This window comes from Pseudomonas svalbardensis (assembly GCF_030053115.1).
Classification (GTDB): Bacteria; Pseudomonadota; Gammaproteobacteria; order Pseudomonadales; family Pseudomonadaceae; genus Aquipseudomonas; species Aquipseudomonas svalbardensis.
The window spans coordinates 2,162,615-2,183,646 of record NZ_CP125619.1 but is presented as its reverse complement, the minus strand read 5'-3'; the positions used below and the strand labels follow the sequence as shown (position 1 = coordinate 2,183,646).

General features: G+C 51.7%; 16 protein-coding genes and 1 pseudogene. 6 read left to right on the top strand and 11 right to left on the bottom strand.

Going from position 1 to position 21,032, the window contains the following annotated elements:
* Positions 1 to 51 precede the first annotated feature (51 nt).
* A complete protein-coding gene (cysD, locus tag QFX16_RS09930; RefSeq protein ID WP_283183775.1) occupies positions 52 to 1,494 on the top strand; it encodes a sulfate adenylyltransferase subunit CysD in 1,443 nt (480 codons plus the stop codon).
* The gene (cysN, locus tag QFX16_RS09925) at positions 1,494 to 3,401 is read left to right on the top strand and encodes a sulfate adenylyltransferase subunit CysN (RefSeq protein ID WP_283183774.1); all 1,908 of its coding nucleotides are present in this window, start codon (positions 1,494 to 1,496) and stop codon (positions 3,399 to 3,401) included. Before cysD ends, cysN begins: the two co-directional genes overlap by 1 nt.
* 95 nt (positions 3,402 to 3,496) lie before the next feature.
* Here the strand turns inward: cysN and QFX16_RS09920 are convergent, their stop codons facing one another.
* The 10 genes and pseudogenes from QFX16_RS09920 to QFX16_RS09875 all read right to left on the bottom strand — a co-directional run bounded on the left by QFX16_RS09920 (position 3,497) and on the right by QFX16_RS09875 (position 15,221).
* Entirely contained in the window at positions 3,497 to 3,976 is a 480-nt protein-coding gene (locus QFX16_RS09920; RefSeq protein ID WP_283183773.1) for a hypothetical protein, read from the bottom strand.
* A gap of 101 nt (positions 3,977 to 4,077) precedes the next feature.
* Complete coding sequence (locus QFX16_RS09915; protein ID WP_283183772.1) at positions 4,078 to 4,935, bottom strand: hypothetical protein; 858 nt, start codon at positions 4,933 to 4,935, stop codon at positions 4,078 to 4,080.
* Positions 4,936 to 4,937: 2 nt separating this feature from the next.
* Positions 4,938 to 8,996 (bottom strand): glycoside hydrolase family 99-like domain-containing protein, encoded by a 4,059-nt coding sequence (locus tag QFX16_RS09910; RefSeq protein WP_283183771.1) that lies wholly within the window; start codon positions 8,994 to 8,996, stop codon positions 4,938 to 4,940.
* Entirely contained in the window at positions 8,993 to 10,426 is a 1,434-nt protein-coding gene (locus QFX16_RS09905) for an ABC transporter ATP-binding protein (protein WP_439900112.1), read from the bottom strand. The genes QFX16_RS09910 and QFX16_RS09905 overlap by 4 nt, the downstream gene beginning before the upstream one ends.
* Positions 10,416 to 11,234, bottom strand: coding sequence for an ABC transporter permease (locus QFX16_RS09900; RefSeq protein ID WP_283183770.1), 819 nt, complete (start codon positions 11,232 to 11,234; stop codon positions 10,416 to 10,418). Before QFX16_RS09900 ends, QFX16_RS09905 begins: the two co-directional genes overlap by 11 nt.
* A gap of 32 nt (positions 11,235 to 11,266) precedes the next feature.
* A pseudogene (locus QFX16_RS09895) lies at positions 11,267 to 11,467 on the bottom strand (dTDP-4-dehydrorhamnose 3,5-epimerase family protein); the annotation flags it as partial.
* A complete protein-coding gene (rfbA, locus tag QFX16_RS09890; RefSeq protein ID WP_283183769.1) occupies positions 11,467 to 12,351 on the bottom strand; it encodes a glucose-1-phosphate thymidylyltransferase RfbA in 885 nt (294 codons plus the stop codon). The pseudogene QFX16_RS09895 and the gene rfbA, both read right to left, overlap by 1 nt.
* Before the next feature lie 2 nt (positions 12,352 to 12,353).
* Positions 12,354 to 13,250: a dTDP-4-dehydrorhamnose reductase gene (gene rfbD / locus QFX16_RS09885; protein WP_283183768.1), complete on the bottom strand. Its 897-nt coding sequence runs from the start codon at positions 13,248 to 13,250 to the stop codon at positions 12,354 to 12,356.
* Positions 13,247 to 14,317: a dTDP-glucose 4,6-dehydratase gene (gene rfbB / locus QFX16_RS09880; RefSeq protein ID WP_283183767.1), complete on the bottom strand. Its 1,071-nt coding sequence runs from the start codon at positions 14,315 to 14,317 to the stop codon at positions 13,247 to 13,249. Before rfbB ends, rfbD begins: the two co-directional genes overlap by 4 nt.
* Positions 14,318 to 14,321: 4 nt before the next feature.
* Positions 14,322 to 15,221: a glycosyltransferase family 2 protein gene (locus QFX16_RS09875; RefSeq protein ID WP_283183766.1), complete on the bottom strand. Its 900-nt coding sequence runs from the start codon at positions 15,219 to 15,221 to the stop codon at positions 14,322 to 14,324.
* Between the two features lie 609 nt (positions 15,222 to 15,830).
* Between QFX16_RS09875 and QFX16_RS09870 the strand changes: the two genes are divergently transcribed.
* Together QFX16_RS09870 and QFX16_RS09865 are read left to right on the top strand one after the other, a co-directional pair.
* Positions 15,831 to 17,396, top strand: a complete 1,566-nt coding sequence (locus tag QFX16_RS09870; protein ID WP_283183765.1) for a methyl-accepting chemotaxis protein — start codon at positions 15,831 to 15,833, stop codon at positions 17,394 to 17,396.
* Positions 17,397 to 17,633: 237 nt separating this feature from the next.
* Entirely contained in the window at positions 17,634 to 18,101 is a 468-nt protein-coding gene (locus tag QFX16_RS09865; protein ID WP_283183764.1) for a hypothetical protein, read from the top strand.
* Between the two features lie 113 nt (positions 18,102 to 18,214).
* Here QFX16_RS09865 and QFX16_RS09860 read toward each other — a convergent pair whose 3' ends face one another.
* Positions 18,215 to 18,892, bottom strand: coding sequence for an alpha/beta family hydrolase (locus tag QFX16_RS09860; protein ID WP_283183763.1), 678 nt, complete (start codon positions 18,890 to 18,892; stop codon positions 18,215 to 18,217).
* 96 nt (positions 18,893 to 18,988) lie between these two features.
* On the opposite strand from QFX16_RS09860, the gene ccoN reads away from it, so the two are divergent.
* Complete coding sequence (gene ccoN / locus QFX16_RS09855; RefSeq protein ID WP_283183762.1) at positions 18,989 to 20,413, top strand: cytochrome-c oxidase, cbb3-type subunit I; 1,425 nt, start codon at positions 18,989 to 18,991, stop codon at positions 20,411 to 20,413.
* 10 nt (positions 20,414 to 20,423) lie between these two features.
* Entirely contained in the window at positions 20,424 to 21,032 is a 609-nt protein-coding gene (gene ccoO, locus QFX16_RS09850; RefSeq protein ID WP_283183761.1) for a cytochrome-c oxidase, cbb3-type subunit II, read from the top strand.

Genomic DNA, 21,032 nt, shown 5'->3' with positions numbered 1-21,032 from the left:
TTTTTCATATTCGCCCACATAAATTGCGTATTGCGACAAGGGAAATTGTCCATGTTAAACCCTGATCTTCTTGGATTGGACGCGCCCGTGGTGTGGGATACGCAGCTGGCATTTCTCCATCTGAACCAACTCAATCAAGCCGATACCAAGCGCACAGCCGAACGGCGACTGCACGAACTGGCGCTACTTCCTCCCGAGCTGACCGCGCAAAGCCTCAGCGATGAGTCAGGACGACAGCCGACGCCCTCGGTCCTGGCTTCGGATATGGAAAAGGCGCGCACCAAACGCAAATTGGTGCTTTTCGCCCAACTGCTCCGCACCTCTAACGGTGCGGATTTTTTGCACGCCAACGATGCCCGCGGCGCTCGCTACTGGTTGCCACTTGGCATTCATCCCGTTGACGCGCAACAGCTCACCGATGCGCTGCAACGCCTGCAAGCGCACATCGCCAAGCCCATCACCCTCTTTCCAAGCGGTCGACTGGTTGCAGTGTGCAGACACACACGTGCACCAGCCAATGTCGAGCTGGGACTGTTGAGTTATCCGGCCGTGCAGGATGAAAGCAATCAAACCGGGACTGTCGATTCGCTGACGGTGCGCACACCACACCTCAAGCGCCTTGAAGCTGAAAGCCTGCAGATTATTCGCGAGGCTGTCGCTGAGGCCGAGAATCCCGCCATGCTCTACTCCATGGGCAAAGACAGTGCGGTGATGCTGCACCTCGCCCGCAAAGCCTTTTTCCCGTCGCCACCGCCCTTCCCGCTGCTGCATGTCGATACGCGCTGGAAGTTTCAAGAGATGTACAGGTTTCGCGACTTCATGGCGCGGGAAAGCGGCATGGATCTAATCGTGCACATCAACCCGGACGCCATCAGCAAAGACATCAATCCCTTCGATCATGGCTCGGCACTGCACACCGATATCACCAAGACCGAAGGGCTCAAGCAAGCGCTGGATCAGTACAAGTTTGACGTCGTGTTTGGCGGCGCGCGCCGGGATGAAGAAAAATCCCGGGCAAAGGAACGCATTTTTTCGTTCCGCACCCAAAGCCATCAGTGGGATCCGAAACAGCAACGACCCGAGTTGTGGAATATCTACAACGCACGCAAAAACCAGGGCGAGAGCATTCGCGTCTTCCCGCTCTCCAATTGGACAGAACTCGATATCTGGCAATACATCTACCAGGAAAACATCCCGGTGGTGCCCCTGTACTTCGCCAAAGAAAGGCCCGTCGTCGTGCGCAACGGCATGACACTCATGGTTGACGATGGGCGCATGACCCTACTGCCCGGCGAAAAGATTGAAGTCAGACACATCCGCTTTCGCACCCTTGGCTGCTATCCCCTGACCGGGGCCGTGGAATCGAATGCCACCACCGTCGCCGACATACTGCTGGAGCTGCTCGGTTCCAGCAGTTCCGAGCGACAAGGGCGAGCCATAGACAGTGACAGTTCAGCCAGCATGGAAAAGAAAAAAAAGGAGGGCTATTTCTGATGGCACCTAAAGCTCAAACAACAGCCACCGCCATGCCCTCGACCATTGAGGCCTACCTTGAACAGCAACAAGGTCAGGACTTGCTGCGTTTTATAACCTGCGGCAGCGTGGACGATGGCAAAAGCACCCTGATCGGACGCCTGCTATGGGACGCCCGGCAACTGACTGACGATCAGTTGGCAGCACTGAAAAACGAATCAAAAAAATATGGCACCCAAGGGGCCGAGATCGACTTCGCCTTGCTGGTCGACGGCCTGTCGGCAGAGCGCGAACAGGGCATCACCATCGATGTGGCCTATCGATATTTTGCCACCGCCAAGCGCAAATTCATCGTTGCCGATACGCCGGGCCATGAGCAATACACGCGCAATATGGTCACCGGTGCTTCAACCGCAGACGTGGCCATCATCCTTATCGATGCCAGGCAAGGGGTGCTGACGCAGACGCGGCGGCACGCTTACCTGGCGTCGCTGATGGGCATTCGCCAAGTGGTGCTCGCGATAAACAAAATGGACCTGGTCGGCTTTGACCCCAGCACCTTTCAACACGCCGTCGACACGTTTCAGGCGTTCGCACACACACTGGGCTTTGAAAGAGTCACCCCGATCCCGGTCAGCGCGCTCAAGGGCGACAACATTACGCAGCGCTCGGCCAACACACCATGGTATTCCGGGCCAACACTGATGGGCTGCCTGGAAACGATCGAGGTCAACGCTCCCGAATCCGAGCGTCTGGTGTTTCCGGTGCAGTGGGTCAATCGACCTGATGCTTCGTTCCGCGGGTTCAGCGGCTATGTCGACGAGGGGAAGGTCAGCGTTGGCGATGAGGTTCGCGTCACCCTCTCCGGGCAAACGGCGACCGTGACCGAAATCGTCAGTATGAGCGGCCCGATGCAGGAAGCGCTGTGTGGCGATGCGGTGACCTTGAAACTCAGCAAGGAAATTGACGCCTCCCGGGGCGACATTATTTCCCTGAGCCAACGCCCGCTGGAAACGACCGACCAGTTCGAAGCAACGCTGGTGTGGATGGATGAAGAAGCTGGCCTGCACGGCCGTAATTACGACATAAAATTAGCCACGCAGTGGGCATCTGCATCGATCACGAACATCAAGTATCGGGTAGACATCAATACCCTCGCCCATGATGCCTGCAAGCAGCTGCTACTCAATGACATCAGCGTATGCACGCTGGCGCTCAGTAAACCGCTGGTCTATGACAGCTATCAGCACTCCAGGACCTTAGGCAGCTTTATTCTGGTTGATCGCATCAGCAACGCCACGGTGGCAGCGGGAATGATCACCCACAGCCTGCGGCGTGCGCAGAATGTGCATAAACAAGTGCTGTCGATCACTCGCGAGAACCGCGAAAAACTCAATGGCCACAAGGGCAAGGTCATCTGGTTTACCGGCCTGTCCGGCTCGGGCAAATCGACACTCGCCAATGCACTGGAGGTCGAGTTGCACGCAAGTGGCTATCGAACCTACCTCCTCGACGGTGACAACGTTCGCCAAGGACTCAACAAGGATCTTGGTTTTACTGATGCAGACCGCGTGGAGAATATTCGGCGCATCGCCGAAGTCGCCAAATTGATGATGGATGCCGGGCTGATTGTCATGACCGCGTTTATTTCACCGTTCCGCCGGGAACGGCAAATGGCGCGAGAGCTGATTGGGGAAGAGAACTTTGTGGAGGTGTTTGTCAGCACGCCGTTGGAGGTGTGTGAGGCGCGGGATGTGAAAGGGTTGTACAAGAAGGCGAGATCGGGGCAGTTACCTAATTTGTCGGGGGTGGGGAGTCCGTATGAACCGCCAAGGGAGAAAGACCAAGCGGTCAACATTACGGATCTAGACTTGGGGGAAAGCGTGCAAAAACTGACCCACATAGTGATTGAAGAAAAGCCCCGTTAATGCATTTCTTCAATCACTGATATCAGTACGTCATTGATGGGGGCAGTACTCACGTCAAAGTTAAGTACTGCACCTTTCGTTGTGTAACGTAATGCTTACTTAACAACCAACTTTGTTGGCGTTGCACAAGCAACAGTCGCACCATCGCGATACATGACGACAGATAAAGTATACTCACCAACAGCCAACGAACCGGCATCCGCTAAAAAATCAAATCCCGACATTTCATATTTTGGCTGCTTTTTTTCGGCTGCAACATCTGTTCTCAGCACTCGTTTATCTGTCTTAAATAAAACTTTTGCACCTTTATTATCAACAATATAAACCCCCATCTCCTTCGGGGCCGTCCCTGTAGAACTATCTGCTGCCCAGCCCCTAAGCGAAAGGGAACCTGGTTTAACTGCAACAATAGAGTTCGTATTTTCGTTTATAGCGTCTATCCAGCAATCATTTGAAACCACTAAATTTTTGCTATCTGCCTTGTCCGAGCAGCCTTGCATGCCAGCCACGGCCAATACAGAAACAAAAATCATGCCCGACAGCTTTTTAAAACCCATATATCCCTCAACCTGCATAATTTAATCCTGACCTTCCAATAAAATCGACAAAATTTTCAATCAGATACAAACCGCACCAACTTAAAGCCCCATCCAACGACAAGGAGACCTCGTTATTCTCAAATATTTGACAGAAAAAAAGCAGAATCTTCTTCAGGTAAAAACCTTCTAGAAAATTCAAAGTTCGGCATCAAATAATAATCTTTTACCCGATGTGTTTTTTCTGCATCCATGAGTCTATTAACAGAGTGCCGTTTAAACTTAGATGATATATCAAGTGCCGCCTCCATTATCCTTTCTCTAAGAAATGACTCTGGAGATGTTTGATCTACAGCACATAACAATTGTGTCAACTCCGGAATCAAACTCTGATTTGAAAATTGACGTTCTGGTGACGCTGTATTGATACCCAGTATTTCTTTGATGCCACTAAATGCATCCGTTTTAAGTTGAGGATGGTCATAAGCCCTCGCAACGATAGCCTTCTCCCCAAAAAATACGGCCCATGGACTTACAATTCGATTGTAATCGAAAGATCCTAAGTGAGTTTCAAAAAAGGTATCAAAACTCTCCCCATAAAAATAACCCAGTCGCAGCCAAAGCAGAAAGGTACTTTCAATTTGTGCGATCTGAGCCCTCACATAAATGATAATTTTGACATCATAACCTTTAAGTGCACGAGCAATATTTCTAACAAACTCGCCGTTCGCAAAGCAAAATTTTTCACTGCTTATCAGCATCGTTGGCTTTTGACTTTCCTCAAACTCACGTAAAAGTTGTGAGTACATAGATACAATTTCGGGACTGAACTCATCTTGCCAAAGTACCACAAGGTCTTGATGGCCTGTTTCTTCAAGTCCTGTCAGCGGATACAGGACTCCCTGACTAGCTATCTCCTCCCGGTGAAGCATCATGGAGTCCTGGATAGACGTAGTTCCGGTCTTCCCAACTCCTATATGGATAAATATCTTCTTCATGATTAGACCGTTTCTACGTTGTATTTAGCACTTTTTACTACAGTGCAAATAACCCTTTCAATGCCATGCGCAATTGTTCCGTCGGCCAATCCGTCCTCAAGCTCAAATAATGACTTCTCAATTGAGAGGATAGACTCGAGCGCTTCAGGCTTAAACCAGAACATTGAGCCTGCAGCAAACTCGCCATAGCTAAAATCGAGACCAAGCGCGGATGAGACCGTGGCTACGACTTCACTACTAAACGTCATATTATGATCTGTATGCGGAATCAGATACTTCTCTGCGGCTATCAAACCGAGGGCTGGCTGTTTGCTAAAACGCTCAATAATTTTCGCAGTTATCACACTAGAGCCGAGTAATGCATCCAATAGTTCATGCCGAATTTTATCGCCATCTTCTCTGTACACACTGCGTTTCGAGTGTATCTTGCATACAGCAACATAACCCATATCCTTGATGGTTTTCAAAACCTTCAAGAAGGGCAATATGTCACGCCCACGATTTTCCACCAGTTCTATATGAGCATCCGGGTAGTCTTTAGCCACTTTCAACCCGAAAGCGGATGAAGTAACGGTGACATACAGATCGAAGCCAGTTTCGGCAAGCGAATCAAGGTACCGTTTGATGTCGCCCCACAGTTCTTCATAATGCAGATGGAGAATAACCGCACAATCGTTCTGCCGCGAAGAGCGTTTATAGGCCAACCGCAAAACTTTAGTATGGTCGTACTCTGCCAACACATCGTAAGTAGCTTGAAGGTATCCATAACCAAACTTTCTATCTGGCTCCAGATGAGTCCCCTCTGCCCACTCGTTCCAAGCATTTACAAAAACCAGCTTTTCGTCCTTGGAGTACTTAGAGTTATTGAATACATTATTCGTTATCGATGAAAGCCATTGCTTATATCGAAGAAGACTAAAGCCGTGAAAAATATGGCTATTATTCTGTTTGCGCGCGGTATTATCCCAAGAGAGCATTGCGGCTCTGAAAAGTTTATAGTCCGGCTCTTTAGCGGCTACGGCATTAGCAACAACTTGCTCATAACTGAAAACATTTCCATTAAAATCCGGATTAATCATATTCAGTTCATGTCGAACATCAGTACTACTCACTGTATGAGGAGGAAACTCGACAGATGCATCAAAACCATACTCGTCAGGCGACTTTATGCCAAAGCTTTGAGCGCACACCAGGTACAACCCAGGAAACCCATTCTTCTCAAGCTCTTCACGCCATATCTCGGCTGTCTTCCTCATATTCGGGATAATACTTGCACGATAAATAATCAGTAGCGGTTTACCATCTACCTTTATGTAACGATCATCCTTGAAATACTTTAACAAGTGACGAATAAACTCCAGAGAATCTTCATCGCTGTGGTGCTGCGCAATAAGAATATCGTTTTCCTGCCCATCCCAGCGACGCGACCAGTTTTCATTAGCCCAAGTAAAGCAGAATGGCATGTCAACTTTTGGATTAGCGAGCATCTGCTCCAGTGGTTTATCCATGAGAATCGTTCCGGCAAACCAGTAGAAATAATAACTAAATCCGTGGACACCGTATTCTTTTGCCAAGCGAGCTTGTTCTTCCATCGCTTCAGCCACGCGCAGATCGTAATACCCAGAATGAATAGGATAGTGGGGTTGGTAGTGCTCTACATAATTAGGATAAGCTTTTGTGACATTGGTCCATTCCGTAAACCCCTTCCCCCACCAAGCATCGTTCTCAGGAAATGGGTGAAATTGAGGTAAGTAGAAGGCAATGAGTTTTACAATCGGGTCAATTGTCGGGTTATCACGATGTTCAACAAACTGATTCTGTGTCGAGTCAAACTGAATACGCGGTATCAGGGCTGCAGGTTGCTGAGAAATGCTTAGTGCAGGAGTACTTTGTTTTTGATACTGCAACTCAAGACGAGCTCTTTGCGCATCTAAATAATACTTCCACTGTTGGTATTTTTCTGAATCCTTAAATATAAACGGAAGTGCTTTGTATACTACGCTCTTGTGCGCCAAGCGAGCGTTCGTTGACAGAGGTAATGATCGCCATATACCTCGAGCAACCTTCACGATGGATTTCTTTATAAAAATATACGGCCGGGTCATTAAATTCAACCGGAAAAACCGCAGCGGCGCAGTCAAATACCACGAACTACTATTAAGAATTCTTTCATTATGGAACCGTATTTCTGCGTTTGCATTCTTGAGAGATTCAATTTCCTGCCAAGCACAATAAACCTTGCTTTCAAGATCCGACACTTCATATTTAAGCGCCGCACAAGCGCTCTCTAAATGAGCAACATGTTGCGTCCGAGCAGCCACTTCAACGTTTAACTGCTCATTCAGCATCGATAAATCATTATTGGCTTCAATACTTTTCATATACTCGCGACTGCTTCGCGCCACCGTGGTTTCCAAGATTGCTATTTCCGCCAAATATTTCTCATTGTCCAACTGCATTGATGCCAGTTCAAGCCTCCGCTCTTCGATTTCAGCTAAGAGGTTATCGCGATACGAAAAAGCACTCTTGACGTCCGCGCCCAGCATCAAAACTTGTTGGTTGTAATCGGCGTTTTCGCCTGTAAGTTCCGCTATTCTAATATTCGACGCTTCTAGCTTTTGTTGCGCCTGGAATAAGTTACTTTCCAAAGCTGAACGCTGCATCACTGCTTTCTCAAGAACTGAGCCATTCTGTTTTAAGCTAGACTCCAAGACCGAATTTGCCTCGACGCTCTTCCTCAAAAGCGCTTCTTTCTCATCTAACTCTACTTCACGATCTTCCAATTCTAACTGATGTTTTTTTACTTCTGCGATCACCGATATCAGTTGACTCTCAAGAGCAATTATTTCGTGCTGACTATTTTCACTGGCAACACTTTCGACTGCAACCATCTGACTCAGAGCAACGATTTGTTGATCGCGCTCGGTCACAACCCGATCAAGCTCGCCAATCCGATCGGCACGCTCAATTAATTTATTTTTTAGATTACCGACATCGTCTTCATATAGAGCTACCGCCTCATTAAGACTGGCAATGTGGCTATCACGCTGGGTAACCGCTTGATCAAGGTTATCGATATGAGTATCTCGCTCAGCAACCGTTTGCTGCAAGCTACCCAACTTACCTTCATTTTCATCGACTACCTGACTTAGCGTGGAGAGCGCCGCATCCTTAAAGCTCAGGTACCGTAATAGTTTATGACTTTTTCTTAATGTTTGAGTGAGCTGATCTAGGGTAGACTTGGCTTCAACCGCATCAAAGGTCGACGTATCTTTTGCTAGATTAACAAGTAGTTCATAGAGGTCCACAGTGTCAGACGGTGCGGCCTGCTCCAGCAGTAGATCATCGGCTTGGAACTCTGTATGGCGCAACGAACTGTCCAGGAACTCAGTTTTATACTCTACAAACTCTTGGCTTGATGGATCAAAAGGCAAATTAAAAACGTCAGCTATGCGCTGGAGTTCTGCCTCAGGATTTGCAACCAATCGATCATACTCGACTACAAGTCGTTCGCAGCCATCTGTATTCCCCAAACTGCTGAGCATGTGTTCGCCCCAAAGAAGATAACCTTTTTCAAGGTCAAACCCATCTCGTCTCTGCAGGGATCGTGCAACACTCATTGGGTTCCTGAAAGCAATAATGTAGCTGACTCTCATTTTCAAGTGATTGAAAACAGCCAACCAGAACGGCATCAATTTCGCTATACGGGGGTCTTTCAAACCAAAACACTGCGTGTTTTTTACTTTATTACGCAGTAGCTGGATCGCTTTGAGCTTAAACTCATGAACAACTGGACTATTAAATTCCTCTAACTGAACTGGTTCTATCGAATGCCAATTACGACCTAGCGCTTTAAGAAACTCAACATTAAATTCGTTAACATCGACGTCTTCAAAAAAACCTTTATCATTATTACCGATTATCCCGCCATACAGATTGCTGCCCAGGTCAACCCCTAGCACCTGCAGCCCTCTAGTTAGCAGGCTCGTTCCACTGCGATGCATTCCTAAAACCACGACAATGTGCTTTTGGTTTTCTTTATTTACAGACAACGAATTCATACTGATACCTTACTTAGCTGCTGGTTAGTCACCAACCAACTCGGAACACAATTAAAGTCAATCATACCAGTAGCCAAATTCTCGGCATCAGGCAACACTCGCAACATGCAAGCGTCTAGTACTCGATGAAGATAGATTTGATCAGCATCTGGTGTCCCCTGAACGCCAGCATTAAGGAAATATGTGCCAGCATTCAGTACGCATTTAAATTGAAATTCAACATTAATCTGAGCGCCGAGCTCAACATAGTCGATAGTTTCATTAGCTTTAAGCGCTGAAGCGGCGCCTCCCAATTCTATCCCCATAGCTGATTTAAAGAGCATACCAAACCGAACGCTTGTTACACCGCGCTGAAACTTCACAGCGTAGCAATAGCGGTATGTCTCACCACGCTTTAGGCAGTTAACTTTTTTTCCAGAGAGCGTGAGGATTTTTACGTCATCTATAAGCGCACCTTGAGACTCATAAGCTAATGTGCTTTTTGGCTTAAGATGCGGATCGAAAAATTCTTCTACTTCATTTTTTTTATATTTTGACGGAACAGGGCTGACAACTTCACTTGTTACACATTTACTAAACTCATCTCGAATACCATTACGAACATCCGCCTGCTTATCTCCCGGAGCATAAAGCAGTTTCTGATACTGACCGATAATTGCTTTTGGCGTCCCAGACCCAAGCACTTCGCCACCATCTATTAATATTGCGCGATCACACAACCCTATAACTGCGGCCCCTGAGTGCGAGACAAAAAGAATAGTCGCACCATTTTTCTTTATGGCTTCTATTCGAGAGAAGCATTTGCGCTGGAACAGTTCGTCCCCTACAGACAACGCTTCATCTACAATCAGCACTTCAGGATCTGAGTTGATTGCTACGGCAAATGCCAAACGAACAGCCATACCGCTGGAGTACGTCTTTACGGGTTGATCTATGAATTGGCCAATTTCCGCAAAACTCTCGATTTCAGCATAACGAGCATCAATCTCACTTTTTTTGAGACCTAACACAGCCGCATTCATATAGACATTTTCGCGCCCGGTGAACTCGGGATTAAAACCTGAACCCAACTCCAACAGGGCGGCAATTCGACCATTGATCTGTACATCTCCACCACTGGGATTCAAGGTGCCGCAGATCAGTTGCAACAAAGTGGATTTACCGCTGCCATTACGACCAACGATGCCTACTGTCTCGCCTTTTTTTACTTCAAACGATACACCTTTCAACGCCCAGAATTCGCGATAGTACTTTTTTAAGCCCCGAGTCAGCATTTGCAACAAGCGATCCCTTGGCTTTTCATAAATCTGAAAGCACTTGCTCAGATTTGTTACCCGGATCGCAGTGCTATTATTGATATATTTTTCAGCAGGGCGAATCGATAAATCATCGGATTCAACAGACTCTAACCGCGGCTCTTTAGAGGACATCGGCGAACCCCTTTCGAGTCTTCTGAAACCAGGCAAAGCCAAGGCTTGCAAAAACAAAAGCGCCGCCAAGATAGTTGAGCAACAACAAATAATTCGGCTCCCCCCCCCAAACCAGTACAACTCTTGCCTGTTCGATAATAGGCACAAGTGGGTTCATCTTCATTATTTCCTGATAATCAACAGGCAATGACGACACCGAGTAAAATATTCCCGATAGAAACATTAGCATCGTAATGACCACACCAATGATCTGTGAAATATCACGCAGATACACGCCTAATGACGCAAGCGCCCAGGAAATGCCCATTGAAAACATTAAAAGCGGCAAAATTACCAATGGTAACAGCAGCACAGTTAAAGTAGGAAGACCGATAAAGACACCATAAAATATCAGCCAGACAAGTAGACTGATGAATCCATGAAATAACGCGGCGCCCAGCGAAACCCAAGGTAGAACCTCTAATGGGAACACCACTTTTTTGACGTAGTTAACATTCGACAAAATCAAACTTGGTGCACGCCCAACACAATCTGAAAACAAACTAAATACTATGAGACCAGCAAATAACACCAGAGCATATTCTGTTTTTGAACCCCCTCCCGCCCCCCAGCGGGCATTAAACACCACGCTAAATACAAAGGTATAAACGCCAAGCATCAATATCGGATTAAATAAAGACCACAACATACCAAGAATGGAGCCACGATAGCGCCCTAATATTTCTCGCTTGGTAAGCGCCTTTATAAGGGCACGATTACGCCAAAAACTGGCAACCATTTCTACGGGGCTGGTGGAAAAATCCTGCATCAGCCGAAGACCTCGGCCTGCTCAAGAAAAACCCGCTGTACCTGGTAGTGCAGGCCTCGCTGCACGCCTTTGATTGAGCGCGAGTGATTGTCCTGCACGAACTGCACAGAGCGGCTAATAGCTTCTTCGAAATCGCGATGATTGAAGCGCTCAAAGAAAAAGCCACGCTCATCGCCGAATACCTTGGGCTCAAACAGCACGACGTCAGATATGGCTAATGGTGTAACTTTCATCAGAAAATCGTCTCATGCAGGATGCGTTTGAGGTATTGGCCGTAGCCATTTTTGGTAAGCGGGGCTGCGAGTTTTTCAAGCTGTTCTGCAGAGATCCACTTTTGCCGAAAGGCAATCTCTTCAGGACATGCAACTTTTAGGCCCTGGCGATGTTCCAGCGTGGCGATGAAATGGCTGGCTTCAAGTAATGAATCGTGGGTGCCGGTATCCAGCCAGGCGTAGCCGCGGCCCATGATTTCCACCGACAAGCTACCTTGCTCCAGATAGATGCGGTTGAGGTCGGTAATTTCCAGTTCGCCACGAGGCGACGGCGCGATGCTTTTGGCAATCTCGACGACTTGCTGGTCGTAGAAATACAGACCGGTTACTGCGTAGTTCGACTTCGGCTGAAGTGGTTTCTCTTCCAGGCTGATGGCCTTGCCTTGAGCATCAAACTCAACGACGCCGTAACGTTCCGGGTCATTGACGTGGTAGGCAAAGACGCTGGCGCCCTCTTGCCGCGCCATTGCGTTTTTCAGCAGCTCATTAAAATGGTGGCCGTGATAGATGTTGTCACCGAGCACCAGGGCAGACGGATCATTGCCGATGAAGTCTTCACCAATGATGAAGGCTTGCGCCAGTCCATCCGGAGAGGCCTGCACGGCGTAGGAAATGTTCAATCCCCACCTGGCACCGTCCCCCAGCAACTGCTCAAAACGCGGAGTGTCCTGCGGCGTGGAGATGATCAGGATATCGCGGATGCCCGCCAGCATGAGGGTGGTCAGCGGATAATAGATCATCGGTTTGTCGTAAACCGGCAGCAACTGCTTGGAGATGGCCAATGTTGCAGGGTGCAGACGAGTACCTGAGCCGCCGGCCAGGATGATTCCTTTACGATTGAGCATGCTTATTTCTCTAGTGTTTCGATGAGCATCCGTGCCACACCGGCTTGCCAGTCAGGCAAGCGCAGCTCAAAGGCATTTTGCAGTTTTTGGGTATTGAGTCGGGAGTTGTTCGGTCGCTTGACCGGTGTAGGGTAAGCCTCTGTCGTTATCGCACCGACCATGGTCGGGGTCACTTTAAGGTCCACCCCCGCCACCTGGGCTTGCTCGAGCACAAAGCGGGCGTAGCGACACCAAGTGGTTTCGCCCGCTGCCGCAAAGTGGTAGAGCCCACCCAGCTCCGGTTGTTGACGCAGAGTCCGAATGGCATGAGCAGTAACATCGGCGAGCAAATCAGCGCCCGTCGGGGCGCCAAACTGATCGTCGATCACATTCAAACTGTCGCGTTCCCGAGACAGACGCAGCATGGTTTTGGCGAAGTTGTTGCCTCGCGCGGCATACACCCAACTGGTCCGAAAGATCAGGTGAGAACAGCCAGAAGCCTGAATCGCCTGCTCGCCCTCAAGCTTGCTGGAGCCGTAGACACTCAACGGAGCAACCGGATCATTTTCCAGCCAAGGGGTGTCGCCATTTCCGGCGAACACATAATCGGTGGAGTAATGCACCAGCAAGGCATTCAAGCGTTTTGCCTCCCGGGCCAGCACTGCTGGCGCTTCGGCATTGACCCGGCGCGCCAGTTGCGGCTCGCTTTCGGCCTTGTCGACAGCGGTGTAGGCCGCTGCGTTGACAATAACGTCAGGCGCAAAGCGCCGTACGGTGGCCGACAGCCCCGTCAGATCATTCAGGTCACCGCAGTAATCCTGGCTCCGGGAGTCCAGTGCAAGCAACTCCCCCAGCGGGGCAAGGCTGCGTTGCAACTCCCACCCCACCTGGCCGTTTTTACCGAGTAGCAGGATTTTCATGCAGTGCGCTCGGCGTAATTTTTTTCCACCCACTCACGGTAAGCGCCAGACTGGATATTGCTAACCCAATCCTGGTTATCCAGGTACCACTGAACTGTCTTGCGGATACCGGTTTCGAAGGTTTCTGCCGGCTTCCAACCCAGTTCGCGCTCGAGCTTGCGGGCATCGATGGCGTAACGGCGGTCATGCCCGGGGCGATCTGTCACGTAGGTGATTTGTGCATTGTAAGGCTGGCCATCAGTGCGCGGACGCAACTCATCCAGCAAAGCGCAGACGGTGTGAACGATGTCGAGATTGGGCTTCTCGTTCCAACCACCGACGTTGTAAACCTCTCCGACGCTACCGGCTTCCAGCACGCGGCGAATGGCACTGCAGTGGTCTTTCACATACAGCCAGTCACGAATCTGTTGGCCGTCACCGTACACCGGCAATGCCTTGCCTGACAGGGCGTTGACGATCATCAGCGGAATGAGCTTTTCAGGGAAGTGAAACGGACCGTAGTTATTCGAGCAATTGGTCGTCAGTACCGGCAGGCCATAGGTGTGATGATAAGCCCGGACCAAATGATCGCTGGCAGCCTTGCTGGCAGAATACGGGCTGTTGGGCTCGTACTGATGGCGTTCGCTGAACGCTGGCTCGTCTTTGGCCAGTGAGCCATAGACTTCGTCGGTAGACACATGCAGAAAGCGAAAAGCCTGCTGCGCTTCGGACGCCAGGCCTTTCCAGTAGGCGCGTACGGCCTCCAGCAAACGGAAGGTGCCGACAATATTGGTCTCGATGAAGTCTTCCGGCCCAAGAATGGAGCGATCGACATGAGATTCGGCAGCAAAGTTCAGAATGGCACGAGGCTGATGCTTAGCCAGCAAACGCGCTACCAGGTCGCCGTCGCCAATATCGCCATGCACGAAAACATGCCGCGCATCGCTGGCCAGGCTGTTGAGATTATCGAGGTTGCCTGCGTAGGTCAGTTTGTCCAGATTGATCACTGGTTCATTCGACTGTGCCAGCCAATCCAGCACAAAATTCGCGCCGATAAAACCTGCACCGCCGGTTACTAAGATGGTCATTGAGTTAGATCTTTTTCAGTAAAGTTGCGAAGATCAGTCCCAGATTTCCAAACAAGGTCTGACGGTAAAGACCAGCCCGTTGGAAACCCAGGATCCTTAGAAAAAGTTTTTGCCCGCGAGCAGCTTTGAACTGGGCGAGTTTCGCTTGATGTTCCTGGCTCAAGCGATGGCGCATTATTTCAAGCGCATGAATGTTCTGAGTATTCCACTCGTAAAAGCGCCCTTGAAACGCCATACGTAAACGCTTGAGTCGTGCGAACCAACTGGAGTTGGTACCGACCAGATTTTCGGCGTGCTGGCGGTATAGCACCGTGGGTACAGGATCATAATGGACAAGCCCTCCAGCCCCGGAGACAAGCTGATAAGCCCACCAATCGTGAGAAGGGATAATCAGCTTATCGCCCGCCTCTTGCAGGAGCGCACGTGCCGCCTGGTTAAACACCATGGTGTTACCACCACCAATATTTTGAACCAGTGCATTGGAGAAATTTGGGGCAAGCCTGAACTTGGGCGAATACCCAAAGGACACGCCTGACTCACCAATCAGCTCGGTGCGACCACAATAAAGTGCTGGGATGTGCGCAGGGATAGACTTCAACCATGCTAATGCTTTCTGAAGCTTATCCTCCTTCCAGACATCGTCCTGATCGGCCCACGCATAAAACTCTGCTTTTATATCTGTCTGACAGGTCAACGAGAGAAAATTGGCAACGAAGCCGCGCCGAGGCCCCTCGACGATCTGAAGGCGGCCCAGCTCCCACTGAGCGCTTGACATCTTCAGCAGGTCCAAAGTCCCGTCTTGCGAGCCATCGTCTGAGGCGTAGACCGTCCACGAGCGATAGACTTGTCGCTCAAATGAGGCCAATTGCTCAGCTAGAAATGATTCACCGTTGTAGGTACACATCAATATTGCGACTGTTGCAGTGCGGCACCCGCTCCTATCGGTAACGACGGAACCAGGAGGAGTATCAGAGCCCAAAATACACACGAAACCTCTTCCCTAATACTCGACTACATCCATGAACGAAGACTGCTTTCCGTCGAAACTCAAGGAATCGAAGGCAGAAGACAGCAGACACTGTAATGTTATTTAACATTATATAGCCGCTCCATCTTCCAAAACAATCGGGCGCAGCGACTAATAAAAATTCAATTAGTTCCCAGAGCCACACCTTGATTTCTCGACCAAACTCATGACCTAGCGTACGTAATAACAGGGCAGAAGCGACATAGGCCGAGCCTTTGAAAAAGTCAATCGTGTTAACTCTGATTATTCTAAATAAGCCAGAATTGAAAATTTCTCGAGCCCCACCCTACCCACGCACGGCCCACAACAACACTTTCATACGCCGCCACCTCACATCATCCAGCTGCATCGAAACGCTGAGATCCGAGCTTGGCAACAACAATTTTTCAGGCCCGGCAACGAGTGTTGAAAAAAGTTTTCAATAAATCCCGGCCCTAGCCGACAACCCGACAAAGCCTTGCAAAGTCTTGCGGATTAAAAAACACCATGCGTAATAACCAGCCCAACACACAACGCGAACGGACCTTCCCGGCTCAGCAACGGTTGATTTCCACCACCGATGCCAAGGGCGTGATCACCTACTGCAACGACGCCTTCGTCGAGATCAGTGGGTATTCTCGTGAAGAGCTGATCCGTGCGCCGCATAACCTGGTCCGTCACCCTGACGTCCCGGCCGCGGTATTCGCGCACATGTGGGGCACACTGAAACAAGGCTTGCCATGGATGGGCATTGTCAAGAATCGCTGCAAGACCGGTGATCACTACTGGGTTAACGCCTATGTCACGCCGGTTTTCGAAGGCAATCAGGTGGTCGGTTACGAATCGGTTCGGGTTAAACCCACCGCCGAGCAGATCCGCCGCGCCGAAGCGCTCTACCAACGCATCAACCAGGGCAAGTCGGCGATTCCTTCAACGGACAAATGGCTGCCGGTGCTGCAGGACTGGCTGCCGTTCATCCTCGTCAGCCAGCTGAGCTTCATGATCGGTGCGTCGCTCAATTCCCAATGGGGTTTTGCGTTGGCCGCCTGCCTGTCGGTGCCATTGGGTCTGTTGGGGTTGAGCTGGCAACAACGCGGCCTCAAGCGCCTGCTGCACCTGGCCGGGCAGACAACCTCTGACCCGCTGATCGCGCAGATGTACACCGACAGTCGCGGCGCTCAAGCACGTCTGGAGATGTCGATCCTCAGCCAGGAAGCCCGCCTGAAAACCTGCCTGACCCGTCTGCAGGACACCGCCGAGCACCTGAGCGACCAAGCGAAACAGTCCGACACCCTGGCGCATAACAGCTCCAACGGTCTGGAACGCCAACGCGTCGAAACCGAGCAAGTGGCCACCGCCGTCAATCAGATGGCCGCCACCACTCAGGAAGTCGCCAGCCACGTGCAGCGCACGGCCGATGCGACTCAGGAAGCCAATCGCCTGACTGGTCGCGGCCGCGACATCGCAGGGGAAACCCGCGAAGCCATCCAGCGCCTGTCGGTGGTGGTCGGTGAAACCGGCCGGACCGTGACTCAACTGGCCAAGGACAGCGACGAAATCGGTGGCGTGGTCGATGTGATCAAAGGCATCGCCGACCAGACCAACCTGCTGGCCTTGAACGCCGCCATCGAAGCGGCCCGTGCCGGTGAAATGGGTCGTGGGTTTGCGGTGGTCGCCGACGAAGTTCGTCAACTGGCGCAGCGCACCAGCGAATCCACCGGGCAGATCCATGCTTTGATCGCCAAGCTCCAGCAAACCGCCAGCACGGCGGTGCAAACCATGGAGGCTGGCCATCGCCAGGCCGAAGAAGGTGTGGCGCGGGTTCTGGAAGCGGATCAGGCACTGGTGGGGATCAGCGAAGCGGTGGCCAACATCACCGACATGACCACCCAGATCGCTGCGGCGACTGAAGAGCAAAGCGCTGTCGCCGAAGAGATCAGCCGCAACATCAGCAACATCTCGCAACTGGCGGATCAGACCTCGGAACAGGCTCAACACTCGGCGCTGTTGAGTGAAGAACTGACGAAGACTGCGAATACTCAGTATTCGTTGGTGGAGCGGTTTAACCGCTGATCTCTGCAAGCAGGGCAAAAAACCCGGAAGGTGATACTTCCGGGTTTTTTATTGCGTCATGGAAAGCATTACCGAGACGCACGATTGGACGTAGGCAAGCGTCATACGCATCTAAAACCCGGTGTATAGCTGTCAGGTTTGACAGTAGACGCACCCGCGTGGGCGGGATATCAATCGAGTGCCGAGATACCCGTCGGCATTTGCTTCATTCCCATGTGGACAGAGAAGGATTTCGCCATGAGCACAAAAGATATTTTCATCCCGAAAGGGAACAGTATTCAGGCACCAGGAAACGATTTTCACTGGAACTTCGGAAGTGAAGTGACAAGGGCCGAGAAAACTCTATTTTTCCTACACGAGTTCCCGCCTACCGGCGAACTTAGCTGGGTTATGTCCGGAATCACAGGAACACTCGACGACGAGAACTACTTCAGTTTCAAAGTGTCCGTGCCCTACATCGATGACACTCTGCTGGAGCGGACTTATAAGCTAGGCGATGAGCTGGATGTTTCGCACAGTCACTCGATACCCGCACCGCCTGGTTTCACCGGTTTCCGGTTTGTCGACGCTGACAATGCCGAACTGACTATCAGACTTGACCCGATCAAAGGAACGGTACAAGGCGACTTCAACGCTATTTTCAGAAGCGAAGGCTACCGCTTGAATCCAAACGGCACATTCAAACTGACAAGAGACGATCAATGAAGGATGTCGTCTGCTAAACCGCTATCGCGAGCAGGCTCTCACCCTCAGTCTAATTCCTGCCCAAGACACAAGCGAGCTTGCTCGCGATGAGGTCCTGCCCGACACCGCAAACTTCACTGCAGAAACTCGGACACCTTGCTCGCCACAGCCGCCAGATGCTGTTCATGGGTAAACCCCGAAGCCTTCAACGGCTTCAAATCATGATCCCCCGCTACCATCCAGAAGACCTCGATAGCCGGCGCCAACGTGTAAGCCTCAACGGCCTCGCGATTGCCCAACGCATCCCGTTCACCCTGAACAATCAACGTCCGCGTCTTTAACCCGGCCAAATGCTCAACCCGAGGTTTCTCCGGCTTGCCCACCGCATAGAACGGATAGCCCAGACACAACAACCTGTCGGAGCCCAGCTCATCCGCCAGCAAACTGGCCATGCGCCCGCCCATGGACTTGCCGCCAATGGCCAGGCGCCCAGTGACATGGCGTCGCACCACCGCATAGACCTCACGCCAGCATTCGAGCAGTTTCGGGGTCGGGTTCGGTGGACGTTTGCCGCCATCAACACGTCGTTGCGCCATGTACGGAAACTCGAAGCGCAACACGTTGACCCCAGAAGCAGCAAGGCGTGCAGCCATATCGTTCATCCAGGCGCTGTCCATCGGCGCACCGGCGCCATGGGCGAGGATCAACGTCGCCGATGCCGGCGCTGAGGCGGCATTCCACAACCATCCGTGATCCTGCACACACCGCGCCCATTGATCCCCGTCAATACTGGCCTTGTGCTCTTTGTCCATGCTTGCCTCGCTTTTAGTCTGCCTATAACTCCAGGCGAAGGGAGCGTCTGCCTAGCGCAAACGCCTTCACTTCGGCTGAACCGTGGATGGGGAACCATGAACACTTCTATCAGTACCGCCTACAACTACAAGGTGGTCCGCCAATTCGCCATTATGACGGTGGTGTGGGGCATCGTCGGCATGGGGCTCGGGGTTTTTCTCGCGGCTCAATTGGTCTGGCCTGAACTCAACTTCGATTTACCGTGGACCAGTTTCGGCCGCTTGCGCCCGCTGCACACCAACGCAGTGATCTTCGCCTTCGGCGGTTGCGCCCTGTTCGCCAGTTCGTTCTATTCGGTGCAACGCACCTGCCAGACTCAACTGTTTGCGCCGAAAATTGCCGCGTTCTGCTTCTGGGGCTGGCAAGTCGTGATTCTGCTGGCGGCCATCAGCCTGCCGCTGGGTTACACCAGCTCCAAGGAATACGCCGAACTGGAATGGCCGATCGATATCCTGATCACCATCGTCTGGGTCGCCTACGCCGTGGTGTTCTTCGGCACGCTGGCCAAGCGCAAGACCAAGCACATCTACGTCGGCAACTGGTTCTTCGGTGCGTTCATCATCACCGTGGCGATTCTGCACATCGTCAACAACCTTGAGCTGGCGGTGAGTTTCACCAAGTCCTACTCGGTGTACGCCGGTGCGACCGATGCCATGGTTCAGTGGTGGTACGGCCACAACGCCGTAGGCTTTTTCCTCACCGCCGGTTTCCTCGGGATGATGTACTACTTCGTGCCGAAACAGGCCGAGCGTCCGGTGTATTCCTATCGTTTGTCGATCGTGCACTTCTGGGCGCTGATCACCCTGTACATCTGGGCCGGTCCGCACCACTTGCACTACACCGCGCTGCCGGACTGGGCACAGTCGCTGGGCATGGTGATGTCGCTGATCCTGCTCGCGCCAAGCTGGGGCGGGATGATCAACGGCATGATGACGCTCTCGGGCGCCTGGCATAAGTTGCGCAGCGACCCGATCCTGCGCTTCCTCGTGGTTTCGCTGGCGTTCTACGGCATGTCGACCTTCGAAGGGCCGATGATGGCCATCAAGACGGTCAACGCCCTCTCCCACTACACCGACTGGACCATCGGCCACGTTCACGCCGGCGCCCTCGGTTGGGTCGCGATGATCTCCATCGGCGCGCTCTACCACATGATTCCGAAAATCTTCGGTCGCACGCACATGCACAGCATCGGCCTGATCAACGCGCACTTCTGGCTCGCCACCATCGGCACCGTGCTGTACATCGCTTCGATGTGGGTCAACGGCATCGCCCAGGGCCTCATGTGGCGCGCTGTCAATGAAGACGGCACGCTGACCTACTCCTTCGTCGAAACCCTGGTGGCTAGCCACCCAGGCTTCGTCGTGCGCCTGGTAGGCGGTGCGATTTTCTTCAGCGGCATGCTGCTGATGGCCTACAACACCTGGCGCACCGTGCGGGCCTCGCAGCCTGCCGAAGTCGCCGCTGCCGCGCAGATCGCCTGAGGAGGCCGCCATGAAACACGAAACAATCGAGAAAAACGTCGGCCTGCTGATGTTGTTGATGGTGCTGGCCGTGAGCATTGGCGGTCTGACCCAGATCGTCCCGCTGTTCTTCCAGGACGTGACCAATAAGCCGGTGGAAGGCATGAAGCCCTACACCGCGCTGCAACTGGAAGGTCGCGACATTTACATCCGCGAAGGCTGCGTCGGCTGCCATTCGCAGATGATCCGCCCGTTTCGCGCCGAGACCGAACGCTACGGCCACTACTCGGTGGCCGGTGAAAGTGTGTGGGATCACCCGTTCCTGTGGGGCTCGAAACGTACCGGTCCAGACCTGGCCCGGGTCGGCGGTCGCTACTCCGAAGACTGGCATCGCGCGCATTTGTACAACCCGCGCAACGTGGTGCCGGAATCGAAAATGCCCGGCTATCCGTGGCTCGTGGACAACCAACTCGACAGCAGCCACACCGAAAGCAAGATCAAGGCGATGCGCACCCTCGGCGTGCCGTACACCGACGACGACATCGCAGGCTCAGTCGCCTCGCTCAAGGGCAAGACCGAAATGGACGCACTGGTCGCTTACCTGCAAGTGCTTGGCACATCCATCAAAAGCAAGAGGTGA

Bases quoted from the DNA above. Each gene is read 5' to 3' on its own strand.
- QFX16_RS09920 (WP_283183773.1), bottom strand. From the start codon at position 3,976: ATGCAGGTTGAGGGATATATGGGTTTTAAAAAGCTGTCGGGCATGATT.
- QFX16_RS09900 (WP_283183770.1), bottom strand. From the start codon at position 11,234: ATGCAGGATTTTTCCACCAGCCCCGTAGAAATGGTTGCCAGTTTTTGG.
- QFX16_RS09870 (WP_283183765.1), top strand. From the start codon at position 15,831: ATGCGTAATAACCAGCCCAACACACAACGCGAACGGACCTTCCCGGCT.
- QFX16_RS09905 (WP_439900112.1), bottom strand. From the start codon at position 10,426: ATGTCCTCTAAAGAGCCGCGGTTAGAGTCTGTTGAATCCGATGATTTA.
- QFX16_RS09915 (WP_283183772.1), bottom strand. From the start codon at position 4,935: ATGAAGAAGATATTTATCCATATAGGAGTTGGGAAGACCGGAACTACG.
- cysN (WP_283183774.1), top strand. From the start codon at position 1,494: ATGGCACCTAAAGCTCAAACAACAGCCACCGCCATGCCCTCGACCATT.
- QFX16_RS09860 (WP_283183763.1), bottom strand. From the start codon at position 18,892: ATGGACAAAGAGCACAAGGCCAGTATTGACGGGGATCAATGGGCGCGG.
- QFX16_RS09875 (WP_283183766.1), bottom strand. From the start codon at position 15,221: ATGTGTACCTACAACGGTGAATCATTTCTAGCTGAGCAATTGGCCTCA.
- rfbB (WP_283183767.1), bottom strand. From the start codon at position 14,317: ATGACCATCTTAGTAACCGGCGGTGCAGGTTTTATCGGCGCGAATTTT.
- QFX16_RS09910 (WP_283183771.1), bottom strand. From the start codon at position 8,996: ATGAATTCGTTGTCTGTAAATAAAGAAAACCAAAAGCACATTGTCGTG.
- ccoN (WP_283183762.1), top strand. From the start codon at position 18,989: ATGAACACTTCTATCAGTACCGCCTACAACTACAAGGTGGTCCGCCAA.
- QFX16_RS09865 (WP_283183764.1), top strand. From the start codon at position 17,634: ATGAGCACAAAAGATATTTTCATCCCGAAAGGGAACAGTATTCAGGCA.
- cysD (WP_283183775.1), top strand. From the start codon at position 52: ATGTTAAACCCTGATCTTCTTGGATTGGACGCGCCCGTGGTGTGGGAT.
- ccoO (WP_283183761.1), top strand. From the start codon at position 20,424: ATGAAACACGAAACAATCGAGAAAAACGTCGGCCTGCTGATGTTGTTG.
- rfbD (WP_283183768.1), bottom strand. From the start codon at position 13,250: ATGAAAATCCTGCTACTCGGTAAAAACGGCCAGGTGGGGTGGGAGTTG.
- rfbA (WP_283183769.1), bottom strand. From the start codon at position 12,351: ATGCTCAATCGTAAAGGAATCATCCTGGCCGGCGGCTCAGGTACTCGT.